The sequence below is a fragment of the Streptomyces lancefieldiae genome (assembly GCF_031845825.1).
GTDB classification, from domain to species: Bacteria; Actinomycetota; Actinomycetes; order Streptomycetales; family Streptomycetaceae; genus Streptomyces; species Streptomyces lancefieldiae.
The window spans coordinates 85,492-100,905 of record NZ_JAVRFH010000022.1 but is presented as its reverse complement, the minus strand read 5'-3'; the positions used below and the strand labels follow the sequence as shown (position 1 = coordinate 100,905).

The 15,414-nt window shown below is 71.4% G+C and carries 11 protein-coding genes; 4 read left to right on the top strand and 7 right to left on the bottom strand.

Annotated elements, in window-relative coordinates; translation table 11 throughout:
* Positions 1-120: 120 nt before the first annotated feature.
* The 4 genes from RM812_RS21910 to RM812_RS21895 form a co-directional block, all read right to left on the bottom strand.
* Positions 121-2,076, bottom strand: coding sequence for an ABC transporter permease/substrate-binding protein (locus RM812_RS21910; protein WP_311574921.1), 1,956 nt, complete (start codon positions 2,074-2,076; stop codon positions 121-123).
* Entirely contained in the window at positions 2,066-3,595 is a 1,530-nt protein-coding gene (locus RM812_RS21905) for a sugar ABC transporter ATP-binding protein (protein ID WP_311574920.1), read from the bottom strand. Before RM812_RS21905 ends, RM812_RS21910 begins: the two co-directional genes overlap by 11 nt.
* Complete coding sequence (locus RM812_RS21900; protein ID WP_311574919.1) at positions 3,592-4,644, bottom strand: LacI family DNA-binding transcriptional regulator; 1,053 nt, start codon at positions 4,642-4,644, stop codon at positions 3,592-3,594. The genes RM812_RS21905 and RM812_RS21900 overlap by 4 nt, the downstream gene beginning before the upstream one ends.
* A gap of 537 nt (positions 4,645-5,181) precedes the next feature.
* Positions 5,182-5,667 (bottom strand): carboxymuconolactone decarboxylase family protein, encoded by a 486-nt coding sequence (locus tag RM812_RS21895; protein WP_311574918.1) that lies wholly within the window; start codon positions 5,665-5,667, stop codon positions 5,182-5,184.
* A 175-nt stretch (positions 5,668-5,842) separates the two neighbouring features.
* Here RM812_RS21895 and RM812_RS21890 point away from each other — a divergent pair, with 175 nt between their 5' ends.
* A complete protein-coding gene (locus RM812_RS21890) occupies positions 5,843-6,811 on the top strand; it encodes an RNA polymerase sigma-70 factor (protein ID WP_394816500.1) in 969 nt (322 codons plus the stop codon).
* A gap of 45 nt (positions 6,812-6,856) precedes the next feature.
* Here the strand turns inward: RM812_RS21890 and RM812_RS21885 are convergent, their stop codons facing one another.
* The gene (locus tag RM812_RS21885; protein WP_311574917.1) at positions 6,857-7,030 is read right to left on the bottom strand and encodes an SRPBCC family protein; all 174 of its coding nucleotides are present in this window, start codon (positions 7,028-7,030) and stop codon (positions 6,857-6,859) included.
* 138 nt (positions 7,031-7,168) lie between these two features.
* Between RM812_RS21885 and RM812_RS21880 the strand changes: the two genes are divergently transcribed.
* The gene (locus tag RM812_RS21880; RefSeq protein WP_311574916.1) at positions 7,169-7,786 is read left to right on the top strand and encodes a TOPRIM nucleotidyl transferase/hydrolase domain-containing protein; all 618 of its coding nucleotides are present in this window, start codon (positions 7,169-7,171) and stop codon (positions 7,784-7,786) included.
* Between the two features lie 78 nt (positions 7,787-7,864).
* Here the strand turns inward: RM812_RS21880 and RM812_RS21875 are convergent, their stop codons facing one another.
* Positions 7,865-8,437, bottom strand: a complete 573-nt coding sequence (locus tag RM812_RS21875; RefSeq protein WP_311574915.1) for a Uma2 family endonuclease — start codon at positions 8,435-8,437, stop codon at positions 7,865-7,867.
* Between the two features lie 66 nt (positions 8,438-8,503).
* On the opposite strand from RM812_RS21875, the gene recD2 reads away from it, so the two are divergent.
* Positions 8,504-10,765, top strand: a complete 2,262-nt coding sequence (recD2, locus tag RM812_RS21870; RefSeq protein WP_311574914.1) for an SF1B family DNA helicase RecD2 — start codon at positions 8,504-8,506, stop codon at positions 10,763-10,765.
* Between the two features lie 237 nt (positions 10,766-11,002).
* Positions 11,003-12,301 carry a citrate synthase gene (locus tag RM812_RS21865; protein ID WP_311574913.1) on the top strand — a complete coding sequence of 433 codons (1,299 nt, stop codon included), beginning with the start codon at positions 11,003-11,005 and terminating at the stop codon, positions 12,299-12,301.
* A 681-nt stretch (positions 12,302-12,982) separates the two neighbouring features.
* Here the strand turns inward: RM812_RS21865 and RM812_RS21860 are convergent.
* Complete coding sequence (locus RM812_RS21860; RefSeq protein ID WP_311574912.1) at positions 12,983-15,322, bottom strand: heavy metal translocating P-type ATPase; 2,340 nt, start codon at positions 15,320-15,322, stop codon at positions 12,983-12,985.
* Positions 15,323-15,414: the final 92 nt, after the last annotated feature.

Below are 15,414 nucleotides of genomic sequence, written 5' to 3'. Positions count from 1 at the left end.
CAAGCGGATCCGAGTGAACCCGAGTGGATCCGTGTGAACCCGAGTGAATTCGAGTGAGGGGCGGGCGGTCGCCGTGACCGCCCGCCCGTGCTGCTCCCGTGCTGCTTCCGTGCGCCCGCGTCAGCCCTCGAAGCCGGCCACGTTCTCCTTGGTGACCACCTTCACCGGCACCTTCACCATCGTCTCCACCTTCTCGTCCTCGGCCGCCCGGAGCGCGTTCTGCACGGCGATCCTGCCCAGTTCCTTCGGCTGCTGCGCCACGGACGCGAACAACGTGCCGCCCTGCACCGCCTTCAGCCCGTCCGGGGTGCCGTCGAAGCCGACGACCTGGACCGACTTGCCGGCCTTGGAACCGAGCGCCTTGATCGCGCCGAGCGCCATCTCGTCGTTCTCCGCGAAGACGCCGTCGACGTCGGGGTGAGCCTGGAGCAGGTTGGTCATCACGTCCAGGCCCTTGGTGCGGTCGAAGTCCGCGGGCTGCTTGGCGACGACCTTGATGCCCGGGTAGGCCTTGAGACCGGCAGCGAAGCCCGCCCCGCGCTCCCGGCTGGCGGAGGTGCCCGCCTGGCCCTGCAGGATGACGATCGTGCCCTTGCCGCCGAGCTTCTCGGCGAGCGCCCTGGCGCCCAGTTCGCCGCCCTCGACGTTGTCGGAGGCGACCAGCGCGGCCGTGTCCGCCTTGTTGACGCCGCGGTCCACCGCGATCACGGGGATGTCGGCCTTGTTCGCCGAGCGGACGGAGGGGCCCGCCGCGTCGGAGTCCACCGGGTTGACGACGACCGAGGCGAGGCCCCCGCTGACGAAGTTCTGGAGCTGGTTGGCCTGCTGCGAGGCGTCGTTCTGCGCGTCCGTGACCGTCAGGTCCACGCCCAGCTTCTCCGCCTCCTCCTCGGCGCCCGCCCGGATCTGCACGAAGAACGGGTTGTTGAGGGTCGACAGCGACAGACCGATCTTCTGGGTCTTCCCGTCCGAGGAGCCGTTGTGCAGCAGCGAGGTCGCGCCGACGACGGCCACCGCGACGACCGCCGCGATCACGTACGTCAACGCCTGCTTGCCCTTGTCGCCCCCGCCGGCCCCGGCCGCGGGCGTGGTCGCCCCCGCCTTGCGGCGCAGGGTGTCCAGCAGCACCGCCAGCGCGATGACCACACCGATGACGACCTGCTGCCAGAACGCGGAGACGGACAGCAGGTTGAGCCCGTTGCGCAGCACCGCGAGGATCAGCGCGCCGATCAGCGTGCCCGACGCCTTGCCGGTGCCGCCGGCCAGCGAGGCACCGCCGATGACGACGGCGGCGATGGCGTCGAGTTCGTAGCCCTGCGCGGCCTGCGGCTGCGCGGAGGAGAGCCGCGAGGCGAGCACGATGCCCGCGGCTGCGGCGAACAGCCCGGAGAACGCGTAGATGGCGAGCTTCTGCCGCCTGACCCGCAGGCCGGACAGCCGCGCGGCCTCCTCGTTGCCGCCGATGGCGTACATGGAACGGCCGATGTAGGTCCGGCCCAGGACGAAGGCCGTGACCAGCCCCATCAGGATCATCACGAGCACCGGCACCGGCAGCCACCCGCCGAGCGTGTCGCCCAGGTGGGAGACCGAGTCGGGGAAGGCGATCGGCGAACCCTGCGAGATGACCAGCGACAGACCGCGCCCCACCGACAGCATGGCCAGCGTCGCGATGAACGGCGGCAGCTTCCCGTACGAGATGAGGAAGCCGTTCACCAGACCGCAGGCGATGCCCGTCGCGACGGCCAGCACCACCGCCAGCACGACCGGCATCCCGGCCTCGGTGGCGCTCCAGGCCAGCACGGTGGCCGACAGCGCGGCGACCGAGCCGACGGACAGGTCGATGCCCGCGGAGACGATGACGAAGGTGACGCCGAAGGCGAGGATCGCGGTGACGGCGGCCTGGACGCCGACGTTCAGCAGGTTGTCGGCGGTCAGGAAGTCCCCGGACAGCGCCGACATGGCGACGACGAGGACGATCAGCGCGGTCAGCGCGCCGTTGTCGAGCAGCAGCCGGCGCAGACCGGCCGCGGCGCCGCCCTGCGCGCCCGGCTTGCTCTTGAGCGTGTCAGTGGCCACGGGAGGCCTCCGTTCCGTTGCTGGGAGGGGTACTTACGGCGAGCGCCATCACGGCGTCCTGGGTGGCCCGGTCGGCGGGCAGCTCGCCCGCGATGCGTCCCTGGGCCATGACCAGCACCCGGTCGCTCATGCCGAGCACCTCGGGCAGATCGCTGGAGATCATCAGGACGGCGGCGCCGGCGGCGGTGAGTTCGTTGATGAGCTGGTAGATCTCGACCTTGGCGCCGACGTCGATGCCGCGCGTCGGCTCGTCGAGGATCAGCACCTTGGTGTCGGCCAGCAGCCACTTGCCGATGACGACCTTCTGCTGGTTGCCGCCGGAGAGGGTGCGCACGTGCTGGCCGAGACCGGCCATCCGCACACCGAGCTGCCCGGCGATCCGCTCCGCCGACGCGTGCTGCCCTTTGAGGTCGACGACCCCCGCGCGGGAGGTGGAGCGGAGGGTGACCAGTCCGAGGTTCTCCTCGACGGAGGCGTCCAGGACGAGGCCCTGGCCCTTGCGGTCCTCGGGCACGAGCCCGATACCGGCCGCCATGGCGGCGTTCACGTCGTGGCGGCGGAGCCGGCTGCCCCCGACGTGCACGGACCCCGCGTCGTACGGGTCCGCTCCGAACACGGCCCGGACGACCTCCGTCCGCCCGGCACCGACGAGCCCCGCGATGCCGACGACCTCACCGGCGCGCACCTCGAAGCCGACGTCGTGGAAGACGCCGTCGCGCGTCAGCCCCTCCACCTTGAGCAACGCCTCTCCGGCGTCGGCGCGTTCGCGCGGGTACTGCTGCTCGATCGACCGCCCGACCATGAGCCGTACGAGCTCGTCCTCGGGCGTGGAGGCGGGCACCTGCCCGACACTGCGGCCGTCCCGGATCACGGTGACCCGGTCCCCGAGGGCGGCGATCTCCTCCAGGTGGTGCGTGATGAACACGATGCCGACGCCGTCCTCGCGCAGCCGCCGCACGATGGCGAACAGCTTCTCGACCTCCTCGGAGGTGAGCACGGCCGTCGGCTCGTCCATGATGAGCACGCGCGCGTTCAGGCTGAGCGCCTTGGCGATCTCGACCATCTGGAGTCGGGCGATGCCGAGTTCACGCACGCGCGCGCGGGGCGACACGTTCACGCCGACCCGCTCCAGCAGCACTTCGGCGTCCGCGTCCATCTTCTTCCGGTCGATCATCCCGAGGCGGCGCGGCTGGCGCCCCAGGAAGATGTTCTCGGCGACGGTCAGATCGGGGACGAGGTTGAACTCCTGGTAGATGGTGGCGATCCCGAGGCGCTCGGAGTCCTGCGCACCGTGGATGCGCACCTCCTCGCCGCCGGCCAGGATCCGCCCGGCGTCGGGCGTGTAGGCACCGGAGAGCATCTTGATGAGGGTGCTCTTGCCCGCGCCGTTCTCACCGAGGAGCACGTGCACCTCGCCCCGGCGCAGGTCGAAGTCGACGCTGTCGAGCGCCACCACGCCGGGGAAGGTCTTGCGGATGCCCTCGATGCGCAGCAACTCGTCCGGACTGCGGCTGCTCACGGCGTACTCCTTTGTACGGGGGAGGGGGAGGGGGAAGGGGAGGGGGACGGAGCGGGCGCCGGCTCGCCGCACGAGCGGCGCACGACGAGCCGCGCCGGCAGGGTGACGGACTCACCGGTCCGGCCCTCGATGCGGTCGACCAGCGCGCGCACGGCCGCCCGTCCGAGGTCGCCCGTGGGCTGGGCGATCGCGGTGACCGGCGGAGCGGTGTGCACGAACCAGGGGATGTCGTCGAACGCGGCGAGGCCGATGTCCTCGGGGACCCGCAGCCCGCGCGCGCGTACGGCGTCCAGCGCGCCCAGTGCCATCAGGTTGTCGGCGGCGAAGACGACCTCGGGCGGCTCGGGCAGGTCGAGGAAGCCCTCGGTGACCCGGCGCCCGCTGCCGGCCTGGAAGTCGCCCTGGCCGATGTAGGCGTCGGGAAGGGGGAGCCCGTACGCGCCGAGCGCCTCGCGGAAGGCGTCGACGCGCTCGCGTCCGGTCGTGGTGGCGGCCGGCCCGGCGATGATCGCGAGCCGGCGGTGCCCGAGCCCGTGCAGGTGCGCGACGAGGTCCCGTACGGCGGCCCGCCCGTCCGACCTGACGACGGGCACGTCCACGCCGGGGATCCAGCGGTCGACGAACACCATCGGCGTCCCGGCCCGGGCGGCCTCCAGCATCCGCGGCGAGCCGCCGTCGGTGGGGGAGACGAGCAGCCCGTCGATACGGCGGTCCAGCAGCGTCGTGACGTGGTGGTCCTGGAGGTCGGGCCGCTCGTCGGCGTTGCCGATGATCACGCTGTAGCCGAGCGCGCGGGCCTCCTCCTCGACGGAGCGGGCCAGCTCGGTGAAGTACGGGTTCATGACGTCGCTGATGACCAGGCCGAGGGTGCGGGTCTGGGCGGTGCGCAGCGACCGGGCGACGGCGTTCGGGCGGTAGCCCAGCGCCTCGACGGCGGCCAGCACGCGCGTGCGTGCGTCCGGGCTGACGGACGGGTGTCCGTTGAGGACACGCGAGACCGTCGCGACGGACACGCCCGCTTCGGCGGCGACGTCCTTGATGCTCGCCATCGTCGTTCCACCTCCTTGTGGAATCGATTACAAGGAGGATTGGAAACGATTACACGAGGCGGGGGCAAGAGCCGGAAGCCGGCCGAGACCCAATCGTGACCGGAGCGGTGGGCGCCCCCGGGAGGGGGTGGATCACGTCACCGGACCGGCCGCGCGGCAACGCCCGCCGCGGTACGGGCTCGAGCACCTGCACAGGGGCGCCCGCCGGCGGCACGTGGGCCCGACCCCTGCGCCGGCCGCTGGGGGCACGTGAGCCCACCACCCCCGGCGACGGCGGCCCCGCCCCGGGGCGGCGGCAGGAGAGCGCGGCGCACGGACCCCTGCAGGTCGGCCGAGGTACGCCAGGCGAGCACCGCGACCGCCCCGGGCATGCGTCGGCCCGGCTCCGGGCCGATCCGGAGCCGGGCCGAGTCGAGCTGGGCCGAGTCGAGCTGGGCGGGGCCGACGCGAGCTGGGCCGCGCTGAGCCGATCCGGAGCCGGGCCGAGTCGATCCGGAGCCGAGCTCAGCCCGGCCCAGACAGGCCGTGTTGCGCCGGTCAGTCGAACGCGGCGGCGAACATGCCGGGCTGGTAGGAGCCTCCCCGCTGGTGCGTGATCACGGCGAGCCGGTTGGCCGCGTTGATCAGGGCGACCAGGGAGACCAGCGCGGCGATCTGGTCGTCGTCGTAGTGCTTGCGCACCTGGGCCCAGGTCTCGTCGGACACGCCCTGCTGGGCGTCGGCGAGCCGGGTGCCCTCCTCCGCGAGCGCCAGCGCGGCCCGCTCGGCCTCGGTGAACACGGTGGACTCGCGCCAGGCGGCGACCAGGTGGAGCCGGACCGCGCTCTCACCGGCGGCCGCGGCCTCCTTGGTGTGCATGTCGATGCAGTGACCGCAGCCGTTGATCTGGCTGGCGCGCAGCGACACCAGCTCCTGCGTGGACTTCGGCAGCGACGACTGCTGGACCACCAGCCCGGCACCTGCGAACCGCTTGGCGAACCGGCTGCCGACCTCGTTCTCGAACAGGTTGAATCGGGTGTCCATGACCTCGTCCTCACTCGTGGTGGTGCACTGACGCACACAAGATGCCGACGCCCCGGTTCCTGTGACGGGGCACCGGTGTGACGTGAGCCACCGTCGAGGGATGTCACACGACGGCGGCGTCCGGCGTCCTGTGCGCGTGACACCGTCGGGAGCACACAAGCGGGAGCAGCCGGTGATGAGCGGACACAGCGGGCACGCACAGGACCCACAGGACCCACAGGACGACACGACCACGACCACGACCGAGCGGCGCGGCGGCGGACACACGGACCCCGCCACCGAGGCCTTCGTCACCCACCGAAACCTGCTCTTCACCGTCGCCTACGAGATGCTCGGCTCGGCCGCCGACGCGGAGGACGTCCTCCAGGAGACCTGGCTGCGGTGGGCGGGCGTCGATCTCGGCGCGGTGCGCGACCGGCGCGCCTACCTGGTCCGCATCACCACCCGCCAGGCGCTGAGCCGGCTGCGCACGCTCGGCCGCCGCAAGGAGTCCTACGTCGGCTCCTGGCTGCCCGAGCCGCTGCTCACCGCGCCCGACGTGGCCGAGGACATCGAGCTCGCCGACAGCGTCTCGATGGCGATGATGCTGGTCCTGGAGACGCTCACGCCGACCGAACGAGCGGTGTTCGTGCTGCGCGAGGTCTTCGACCTGGAGTACGAGGAGATCGCCGAAGCCGTCGACAAGAGCCCGGCCGCCGTCCGGCAGACCGCCCACCGGGCACGCGCGCACGTCGCGGCACGCCGGCCGCGCGGGGTCGTCTCCCCGACGGAGACCCGGGGCGCGCTCGAGGCGTTCCGGCGCGCGGTCCAGACGGGGGACCTGCAGGGCCTGCTCGACATCCTCGCGCCGGACGTCGTCCTGCTGGGCGACGGCGGGGGCATCAAGCAGGCCGTCCTGCGGCCCGTCACGGGGGCCGACAAGGTGGCCCGCCTCATGGTCGGCGGGCTGATCAAGCAGGCCGCCGAGGTCTCCCTGGCACCGGCCCAGGTCAACGGCCACCCGGCCCTGATCCTCCGACTCGACGGCGCGCTCGACACCGTGATGGCGGTGCGCTTCGACGACGGCCTCATCACCGGCCTCTACGCCGTGCGCAACCCCGAGAAGCTCACGCACATGCGGCGGGAGACCGCCCTGCACCGCTGAGCGGGCCTCCCGACCACCCCTGAGCGGGCGGTCGCCCACGGTCGCCTACGCGGGATCCGGGAGCGCGTCGCCGGTCTCCAGCAGGGTCTTGAGGCTGGAGAGGAGGGCCGGCCAGCCGTGCTGGATCATCTCGCGGGCGGTGCTCCCGGGCTCGAAGCCGTCGTGGACGACGGTCAGTTCGCCGTTGACCCTCCCGACGCCGTCCCCTCGGTCCCGCACGAGACCTCCGACCGCTGTCCGACCGCCATCCGGCGGCGAGCCGGGCGAGGGACCCGGCGTCGGCTCCGTTGGACGCACGTCCGTCGTCGGCTGCGAAATCCACTACCGCCGTGGCCGGAGAGGAAGCAGACTCGTGCCATGGCGGACATGGCATCGTTCCGGGACGCGGTCACGGCGTGGGCGGCGGATGGCCCGGCAGGCCCCGCACACGAACTGGCCGGGCGCCTGTCCGTCCGGACGGCGGTGCTGCTCGAGGGGCCGAGCGACACGGCGGCGGTCGACGCACTGGCCGCGCACCACGGCCGGGACCTGGCGGCGGAGGGCATCTGCGTCCTCGCGATGGGCGGTGCGATGAGTGTCGGCCGCTTCGCCGGCCTCCTCGGCCCGTCCGGCCTGGACCTCCGCCTCACGGGCCTGTGCGACGAACGGGAACGGGGCTACTACGTCCGCGCCCTGGACCGCGCGAACGCCGACGCGCACGACCTCTTCGTCTGCACGGCCGACCTGGAGGACGAACTCATCCGGGCGCTCGGTGAGGAGCGGGTGAGGGAGCTCATCGAGACGGAGGGCGACCTCCGCCCCCTGCAGACCTTCCTCCGTCAGCCCGCCCAGCAGGGCCGCACCGCCCGGCAACAGCTCCGTCGCTTCCTGGGCACGAAGAAGGGCCGCAAGATCCACTACGGCCGCGTCCTCGTCGAGGCCCTGGACCCCGCCCGCACACCCGCCCCACTGGCAGGGCTGTTCGCCGCGCTGTGACCCGTACTGTCCGAGGAATCGCAGGAATCGCAGGAATCCGAGGAATCCGAGGAATCCGAGGAGTCCGACGAAACCGGCCTAACCGTCCCTGCCGTACCTGCGGAACTCCGACGTCTCCACCGTCCAGGGCCCGAACGGCACCGAGTCGCCGAAGATGTACGGCTCCTTGCTGCTGTAGCGGCCCTTGCACGGCTCGGAGTGGACCTCGATCGTGCCGGTGCGCGGGTCGACGATCATGTAGTGCGGGATGCCCATGGCCGGGTATTCGGCCAGCTTCTCGTCGTAGTCGTTGCCCGGGTTGGACGGTGAGACGATCTCGACGGCGGCCAGCACCTGCGTCGCGTCGACGGCCAGGCCCTCTTCGTCGAGGGTGGCCTCGGGGATCACCACGGCATCGGGTCGGCGCATGCGCCCGATGGCCGGGTGCTCGATCTCGGGTCCGTTCGCGCAGATGTGACCGGGGTGGGTGCGGGGCAGTTGCGCGTCCAACTGCTTGCAGATGCGGCGGACAGTCCCCTCGTGGCGCTTCGACGGGCACATCATCGCCAGTATCGGACCGGACGGCCCGATCTCGACACTCCACGACCCCTCGAGCTGCTCCGAGTAGGCCCCGAGCTCCGCGGCGATGGCGCGCATCCTGGCGTAGTCCATGAGCCCAGAGTACGGAGAAGGCGACTCTCCGGCCGCCCTGTCACAGCCCACCGGTACCGTCGGATCATGCCCAACCAGCCCCCCGCGGCCCCCGGTGAACGGCGACTCGCCACCCTCGAAGGCGTCCTCGAGCGCATCACGTACGCCAACGAGGAGAACGGCTACACGGTCGCCCGCGTCGACACCGGCAGAGGCGCCGGCGACCTGCTCACGGTCGTCGGCGCGCTGCTCGGTGCCCAGGTCGGGGAGTCCCTGCGGATGGAGGGCCGCTGGGGGTCCCACCCCCAGTACGGCAAGCAGTTCCACGTGGAGAACTACACGACCCTTCTCCCGGCCACCGTCCAGGGCATCCGGCGCTACCTCGGCTCGGGCCTGGTCAAGGGCATCGGACCGGTCTTCGCCGACCGCATCACCCAGCACTTCGGCCTGGACACCCTCCAGATCATCGAGGAGGAGCCCAAGCGGCTCATCGAGGTCCCCGGCCTCGGGCCCAAGCGGACGAAGAAGATCGCCGACGCCTGGGAGGAGCAGAAGGCGATCAAGGAGGTCATGCTCTTCCTCCAGACCGTCGAGGTGTCCACCTCCATCGCCGTCCGCATCTACAAGAAGTACGGCGACGCCTCGATCTCCGTGGTGAAGAACCAGCCCTACCGCCTCGCCGCCGACGTCTGGGGCATCGGCTTCCTCACCGCGGACAAGATCGCCCAGTCCGTCGGCATCCCGCACGACAGCCCGGACCGGGTGAAGGCCGGCCTCCAGTACGCCCTGTCGCAGGCCACCGACCAGGGGCACTGCTACCTCCCCGAGGAGAAGCTGATCGCCGACGCGGTCAAGCTGCTCCAGGTGGACACCGGCCTGGTCATCGAGTGCCTCGCCGAGTTGGCCGCCGAGCCGGAGGACGACGGAGAGGACCCCGGGGTCGTACGCGAGAAGGTCCCCGACCCGGAGGGCGGCGACCCCGTCACCGCCGTCTACCTCGTCCCGTTCCACCGTGCCGAGCTCGCCCTCTCCGCCCAGCTGCTGCGCCTGCTGCGCACCGACGAGGACCGGATGCCCGGCTTCCGGGACGTGGCCTGGGACAAGGCGCTGGGATGGCTCAAGCGCCGTACCGGCGCCGACCTCGCTCCGGAGCAGGAGGCGGCCGTCAAGCTGGCGCTGACCGAGAGGGTCGCCGTCCTCACCGGCGGGCCGGGATGCGGCAAGTCCTTCACGGTCCGCTCCATCGTCGAGCTGGCCCGCGCCAAGAAGGCGAAGGTCGTCCTCGCAGCTCCGACCGGCCGCGCCGCCAAGCGCCTCGCCGAGCTGACCGGCGCCGAGGCGTCCACCGTCCACCGCCTGCTGGAGCTCAAGCCCGGCGGCGACGCGGCCTACGACCGTGACCGGCCGCTGGACGCCGACCTCGTGGTGGTCGACGAGGCCTCGATGCTCGACCTCCTCCTCGCCAACAAGCTGGTCAAGGCCGTGCCGCCGGGTGCCCACCTCCTCTTCGTCGGGGATGTCGACCAGTTGCCCAGCGTCGGCGCCGGGGAGGTGCTGCGCGACCTGCTCGCCGACGGCAGCCCCGTCCCCGCCGTCCGCCTCACCCGCGTCTTCCGCCAGGCCCAGCAGTCCGGCGTGGTGACCAACGCGCACCGGATCAACGCCGGGCAGCACCCGCTCACCGACGGCATGAAGGACTTCTTCCTCTTCGTCGAGGACGACACGGAGGAGGCGGGGCGCCTCACGGTGGACGTCGCGGCCCGCCGCATCCCGGCGAAGTTCGGGCTCGACCCGCGCCGGGACGTGCAGGTCCTCGCGCCCATGCACCGGGGCCCCGCCGGCGCCGGCACGCTGAACGGGCTGCTCCAGCAGGCCGTCACCCCCGGCCGCCCGGACGTGCCCGAGAAGCGGTTCGGCGGTCGCGTCTTCCGCGTCGGCGACAAGGTCACGCAGATTCGCAACAATTACGACAAGGGTGAGAACGGTGTCTTCAACGGCACCGTGGGCGTGGTCACCTCGCTCGACCCGGTGGACCAGCGCCTCACCGTGCTGACGGACGAGGACGAGGAGGTCCCGTACGAATTCGACGAACTGGACGAACTCGCCCACGCCTACGCGGTGACCATCCACCGCTCCCAGGGCAGCGAGTACCCGGCGGTGGTGATCCCGGTGACGACCGGCGCCTGGATGATGCTGCAGCGGAACCTGCTGTACACGGCGGTCACCCGGGCGAAGAAGCTCGTCGTCCTTGTCGGTTCGCGCAGGGCGATCGGGCAGGCGGTGCGCACGGTGTCGGCCGGCCGGCGCTGCACGGCGCTCGACTTCCGGCTGGCGGGCTCCCGGGCCTGAAACCCTCCGGTGAACCTCTCGACGGGTGTGAAAAAAATGATCGATCAAACGAGTCGGAAAGGTCACACAGCACTTCCGGAAGGGGTCGAGAGGGGGCAGGATGAGCAAGTTGGCGGCACTGAGTGCCGCCGATAGGCCCGATGGTCGACCCCGAGTGCACTCTCCTGAGCCAAGTGGGGGATGGTAGAGACAGTCAGGGCACCTCGAAGATGAGGCACTACGTCGGTGAGGGAAGACGTGAGCGAGCACACCAACAACTCGGTAGTACTGCGGTACGGCGATGGCGAGTACACCTACCCGGTGATCGACAGCACCGTCGGCGACAAGGGCTTCGACATCGGGAAGCTCCGCGCCCAGACCGGTCTGGTGACGCTGGACAGCGGTTACGGCAACACCGCCGCCTACAAATCCGCCATTACGTATCTGGACGGCGAGGCGGGCATCCTCCGGTACCGCGGCTACCCGATCGAGCAGCTGGCCGAGCGCTCCTCCTTCGTGGAGGTCGCCTACCTGCTGATCAACGGTGAGCTGCCGACCGTCGACCAGCTGGCCGCGTTCAAGGACGAGATCACGCAGCACACCCTGCTGCACGAGGACGTCAAGAACTTCTACAAGGGCTTCCCGCGCGACGCCCACCCGATGGCCATGCTGTCGTCGGTCGTCTCGGCGCTGTCGACCTTCTACCAGGACAGCCACAACCCGTTCGACGAGCGTCAGCGCAACCTCTCCACGATCCGGCTGCTCGCCAAGCTTCCGACGATCGCGGCCTACGCGTACAAGAAGTCGATCGGCCACCCGTTCGTCTACCCGCGCAACGACCTCGGTTACGTCGAGAACTTCCTGCGCATGACCTTCTCGGTCCCGGCGCAGGAGTACGAGCTCGACCCGACGGTCGTCGCCGCCCTGGACAAGCTGCTGATCCTGCACGCGGACCACGAGCAGAACTGCTCGACCTCCACGGTCCGCCTGGTCGGCTCCTCGCAGGCGAACATGTTCGCCTCGATCTCCGCCGGCATCAACGCCCTGTGGGGCCCGCTGCACGGCGGCGCCAACCAGTCGGTGCTGGAGATGCTCGAGGGCATCCGCGACTCCGGCGGCGACGTCGACTCCTTCATCCGCAAGGTGAAGAACAAGGAGGACGGCGTCCGCCTGATGGGCTTCGGCCACCGGGTCTACAAGAACTTCGACCCGCGCGCCAAGATCATCAAGGCCGCCGCGCACGACGTGCTCTCCGCCCTCGGCAAGTCCGACGAGCTGCTGGACATCGCCCTGAAGCTGGAGGAGCACGCGCTCTCCGACGACTACTTCGTCTCGCGCAGCCTCTACCCGAACGTCGACTTCTACACCGGTCTGATCTACCGGGCCATGGGCTTCCCGACCGAGATGTTCACGGTCCTGTTCGCCCTCGGCCGCCTGCCGGGCTGGATCGCCCAGTGGCACGAGATGATCAAGGAGCCGGGTTCCCGCATCGGCCGCCCGCGCCAGATCTACACGGGCGTCGTCGAGCGCGACTTCGTCCCGGTCGAGGAGCGCTGAGCGTCCAGCACCCCCGCAGCGCACTCGTCGAGCCCCGCGCCGCCCCGAGCGGTACGGGGCTCTTCCGCGTCCGGAGGCGTCCGAAGGCGACCGGACGCGTCTCGCGTGAGCGCGAACAGCAGAAGGCGCCCCGGCGTCAGTCCCCCCACGGGCCGACGGCCAGGGCGCCTTCCCATGTCCCGGTGCGGATTCCCCCCACGGGATCCGGCCGGGCGTCTGTGAGGACAGCGCCTGAATCGCTGTGTTGAGCACAACGAGCAGAACTCGCCGTACTACTGGTTGCTCTGCTACTGCTGAGTGCTGCTGAGTGCTGCTGAGTGCTGCTGAGTGCTGCTGTGTGCGGTCTGCCGGGACAGCGCACGCCCGGGAGGGCCGCTCAAAGCTTCCCGGTGTACGTGTCCCGGCAACGCATCTCTGGGAAAGTCCCCCAAGACATCCCCAGATGCCAGGTGGCGCCCCCCAAGACGCTGCCTGACATCGCCAACTTAGACCCTCGAACCCCTTCGATGGTTACGTTCGCGTCACTGTGATCTGCGTCTCTTGCATATGTCCCTTAGGTGCGCAAGAGCCCCGATACGGTGAACGGGACCCAAGCGTAAGGAAGATGCGCGAGCCTTGTGAAGAGCTTATGTGAGGCGGGTGCCGGACTCCAGAGGCACTTGACCACACTTCGCCCGGACCTCAGCGAAACGCGCGCAGCCTGAGGCTGTTGGTCACCACGAACACCGAGGAGAAGGCCATGGCCGCCCCGGCGATCATCGGGTTCAGCAGCCCAGCGGCGGCCAGCGGCAGCGCGGCCACGTTGTAGCCGAAGGCCCATACGAGGTTGCCCTTGATCGTCGCGAGGGTCCGCCGGGACAGCCGGATCGCGTCCGCCGCCACCCGCAGGTCCCCGCGCACCAGCGTCAGGTCGCCCGCCTCGATCGCCGCGTCCGTTCCCGTACCCATCGCCAGACCCAGATCGGCGACGGCCAGCGCGGCGGCGTCGTTGACGCCGTCCCCGACCATGGCGACCGTACGACCATCGGCCCGCAGCCGCTCCACCACGGCGACCTTGTCCTCGGGCAGCACCTCGGCGATCACCTCGTCGATGCCGACGGCCCGGGCGACCGATGCGGCGACGCGCCGGTTGTCGCCGGTCAGCAGCACGGGCGTGAGACCCAGCCGGCGCAGCTCGGCCACCGCCTCGGCGCTGGTCTCCCTGACCGCGTCGGCCACGGCGACCACCCCGCGCGCCTCCCCGTCCCACCCGACGACGACGGCCGTACGGCCGTCCCTCTCGGCCTCGTCCCTGGCGCGGGCCACCCGGGGTGGGAGGTCGTCGTAGAAGCGCCCCACGGCCACCTCACGGCCTTCCACGCGCCCCCGTACGCCACGCCCGGGGACGCTCGTGAAGTCCTCGACGCCCGGCAGCGTGCCGACCCGTCGCTCGGAGCCGGCCGCGACGGCCCGGGCCAGGGGGTGTTCGGAGGCGTGCTCGACGGCCCCCGCGAGCCGCAGCACCTCCTTCTCGTCGGTGCCCTCGGCGGCGTAGACCTCCTGGAGGGTCATGCGGCCGGTGGTGACGGTGCCGGTCTTGTCCAGGACGACCGTGTCGACGCGCCGCGTGGACTCCAGCACCTCGGGGCCCTTGATGAGGATGCCGAGCTGGGCGCCCCGCCCGGTGCCGACCATCAGCGCGGTCGGCGTGGCCAGGCCCAGCGCGCACGGGCAGGCGATGATCAGAACGGCGACGGCGGCGGTGAACGCGGCGACGGTGTCCCCGGTGGCGCCCAGCCAGCCGCCGAAGGTGGCGAGGGCGATCAGCAGCACGACGGGCACGAAGACGCCGGAGATCCGGTCGGCCAGCCGCTGCACCCGGGCCTTGCCGCTCTGCGCGTCCTCGACCAGCTTCGCCATCCGCGCCAGCTGCGTGTCGGCGCCGACCCGGGTCGCCTCGACGACCAGCCGGCCCCCGGCGTTCACCGTGGCACCCGTGACGGCGTCGCCGACGCCCACGTCCACCGGCACCGACTCGCCGGTCAGCAGGGAGGCGTCCACGGCCGAGGCGCCCTCGACCACCGTTCCGTCGGTGGCGATCTTCTCGCCGGGCCGTACGACGAACCGGTCGCCCACGGCCAGCCGGGCCACCGGAATCCACACCTCGCGCCCGTCCCGCAGTACCGCGACCTCCTTCGCGCCCAGCTCCATCAGCGCCCGCAGCGCGGCGCCGGCGCGGCGCTTGGAGCGGGCCTCCAGCCAGCGGCCGAGGAGCAGGAAGGCGGTGACGCCGGCGGCGGCCTCCAGGTAGATCGTGGAGGCGCCGTCCGTGCGGGACACGGTGAGGTCGAAGCCGTGCCGCATGCCCGGCATGCCGGCGTCCCCGAAGAACAGCGCCCACAGGGACCACCCGAACGCCGCCAGCGTGCCCAGCGAGACGAGGGTGTCCATGGTGGCCGCGCCGTGCCGGAGGTTCGTCCAGGCGGCGCGGTGGAAGGGCAGCCCGCCCCAGACGACGACGGGGGCGGCCAGGGTGAGCGAGAGCCACTGCCAGTTGTCGAACTGGAACGCGGGGACCATCGCGAGCAGCACGACGGGCGCGGCGAGGAGGACGGAGACGGTGAGGCGTCGGCGCAGGGCGGACGTCTCGGGGTCGTCGTCGCTCTCCGGGGGCGCGGCCTCGTCGGCGGGTTCCGGCGGCGGTGCCGGTTCCTCGGCGGTGTACCCGGTCTTCACGACGGTGGCGATCAGGTCGGCGACCTCGGTGGTCGCCGGGTAGGTGACCCTGGCCTTCTCCGTCGCGTAGTTCACCGAGGCGGTGACGCCGTCCATGCGGTTGAGCTTCTTCTCGACGCGGGCCGCGCAGGACGCGCAGGTCATGCCGCCGATGAGCAGCTCGACCTCGGCGAGGTCCGGATCGGCGGCCGTGGGCGTTCCCACGGCGGCGCCGGTCCCGGTGCGGGCCGCGTCGGTGCGGGACTCGGTGGCGCGGGCCGCGTCGGTGCGGGACTCGTTGGTGCTGGACTCGGTGGTGCTGGTCATGGTCCGGACTCCAGACGGCCGGCCGGGCCCGCCGTGCGCGGCTGGTGCGCGCCGGTCGGCGCGGCCCGGTCGGAGGGGTGGGTGCTGCCGGG

Bases quoted from the DNA above. Each gene is read 5' to 3' on its own strand.
- RM812_RS21900 (WP_311574919.1), bottom strand. From the start codon at position 4,644: ATGGCGAGCATCAAGGACGTCGCCGCCGAAGCGGGCGTGTCCGTCGCG.
- RM812_RS21895 (WP_311574918.1), bottom strand. From the start codon at position 5,667: ATGGACACCCGATTCAACCTGTTCGAGAACGAGGTCGGCAGCCGGTTC.
- RM812_RS21890 (WP_394816500.1), top strand. From the start codon at position 5,843: ATGAGCGGACACAGCGGGCACGCACAGGACCCACAGGACCCACAGGAC.
- RM812_RS21880 (WP_311574916.1), top strand. From the start codon at position 7,169: ATGGCGGACATGGCATCGTTCCGGGACGCGGTCACGGCGTGGGCGGCG.
- RM812_RS21875 (WP_311574915.1), bottom strand. From the start codon at position 8,437: ATGGACTACGCCAGGATGCGCGCCATCGCCGCGGAGCTCGGGGCCTAC.
- recD2 (WP_311574914.1), top strand. From the start codon at position 8,504: ATGCCCAACCAGCCCCCCGCGGCCCCCGGTGAACGGCGACTCGCCACC.
- RM812_RS21860 (WP_311574912.1), bottom strand. From the start codon at position 15,322: ATGACCAGCACCACCGAGTCCAGCACCAACGAGTCCCGCACCGACGCG.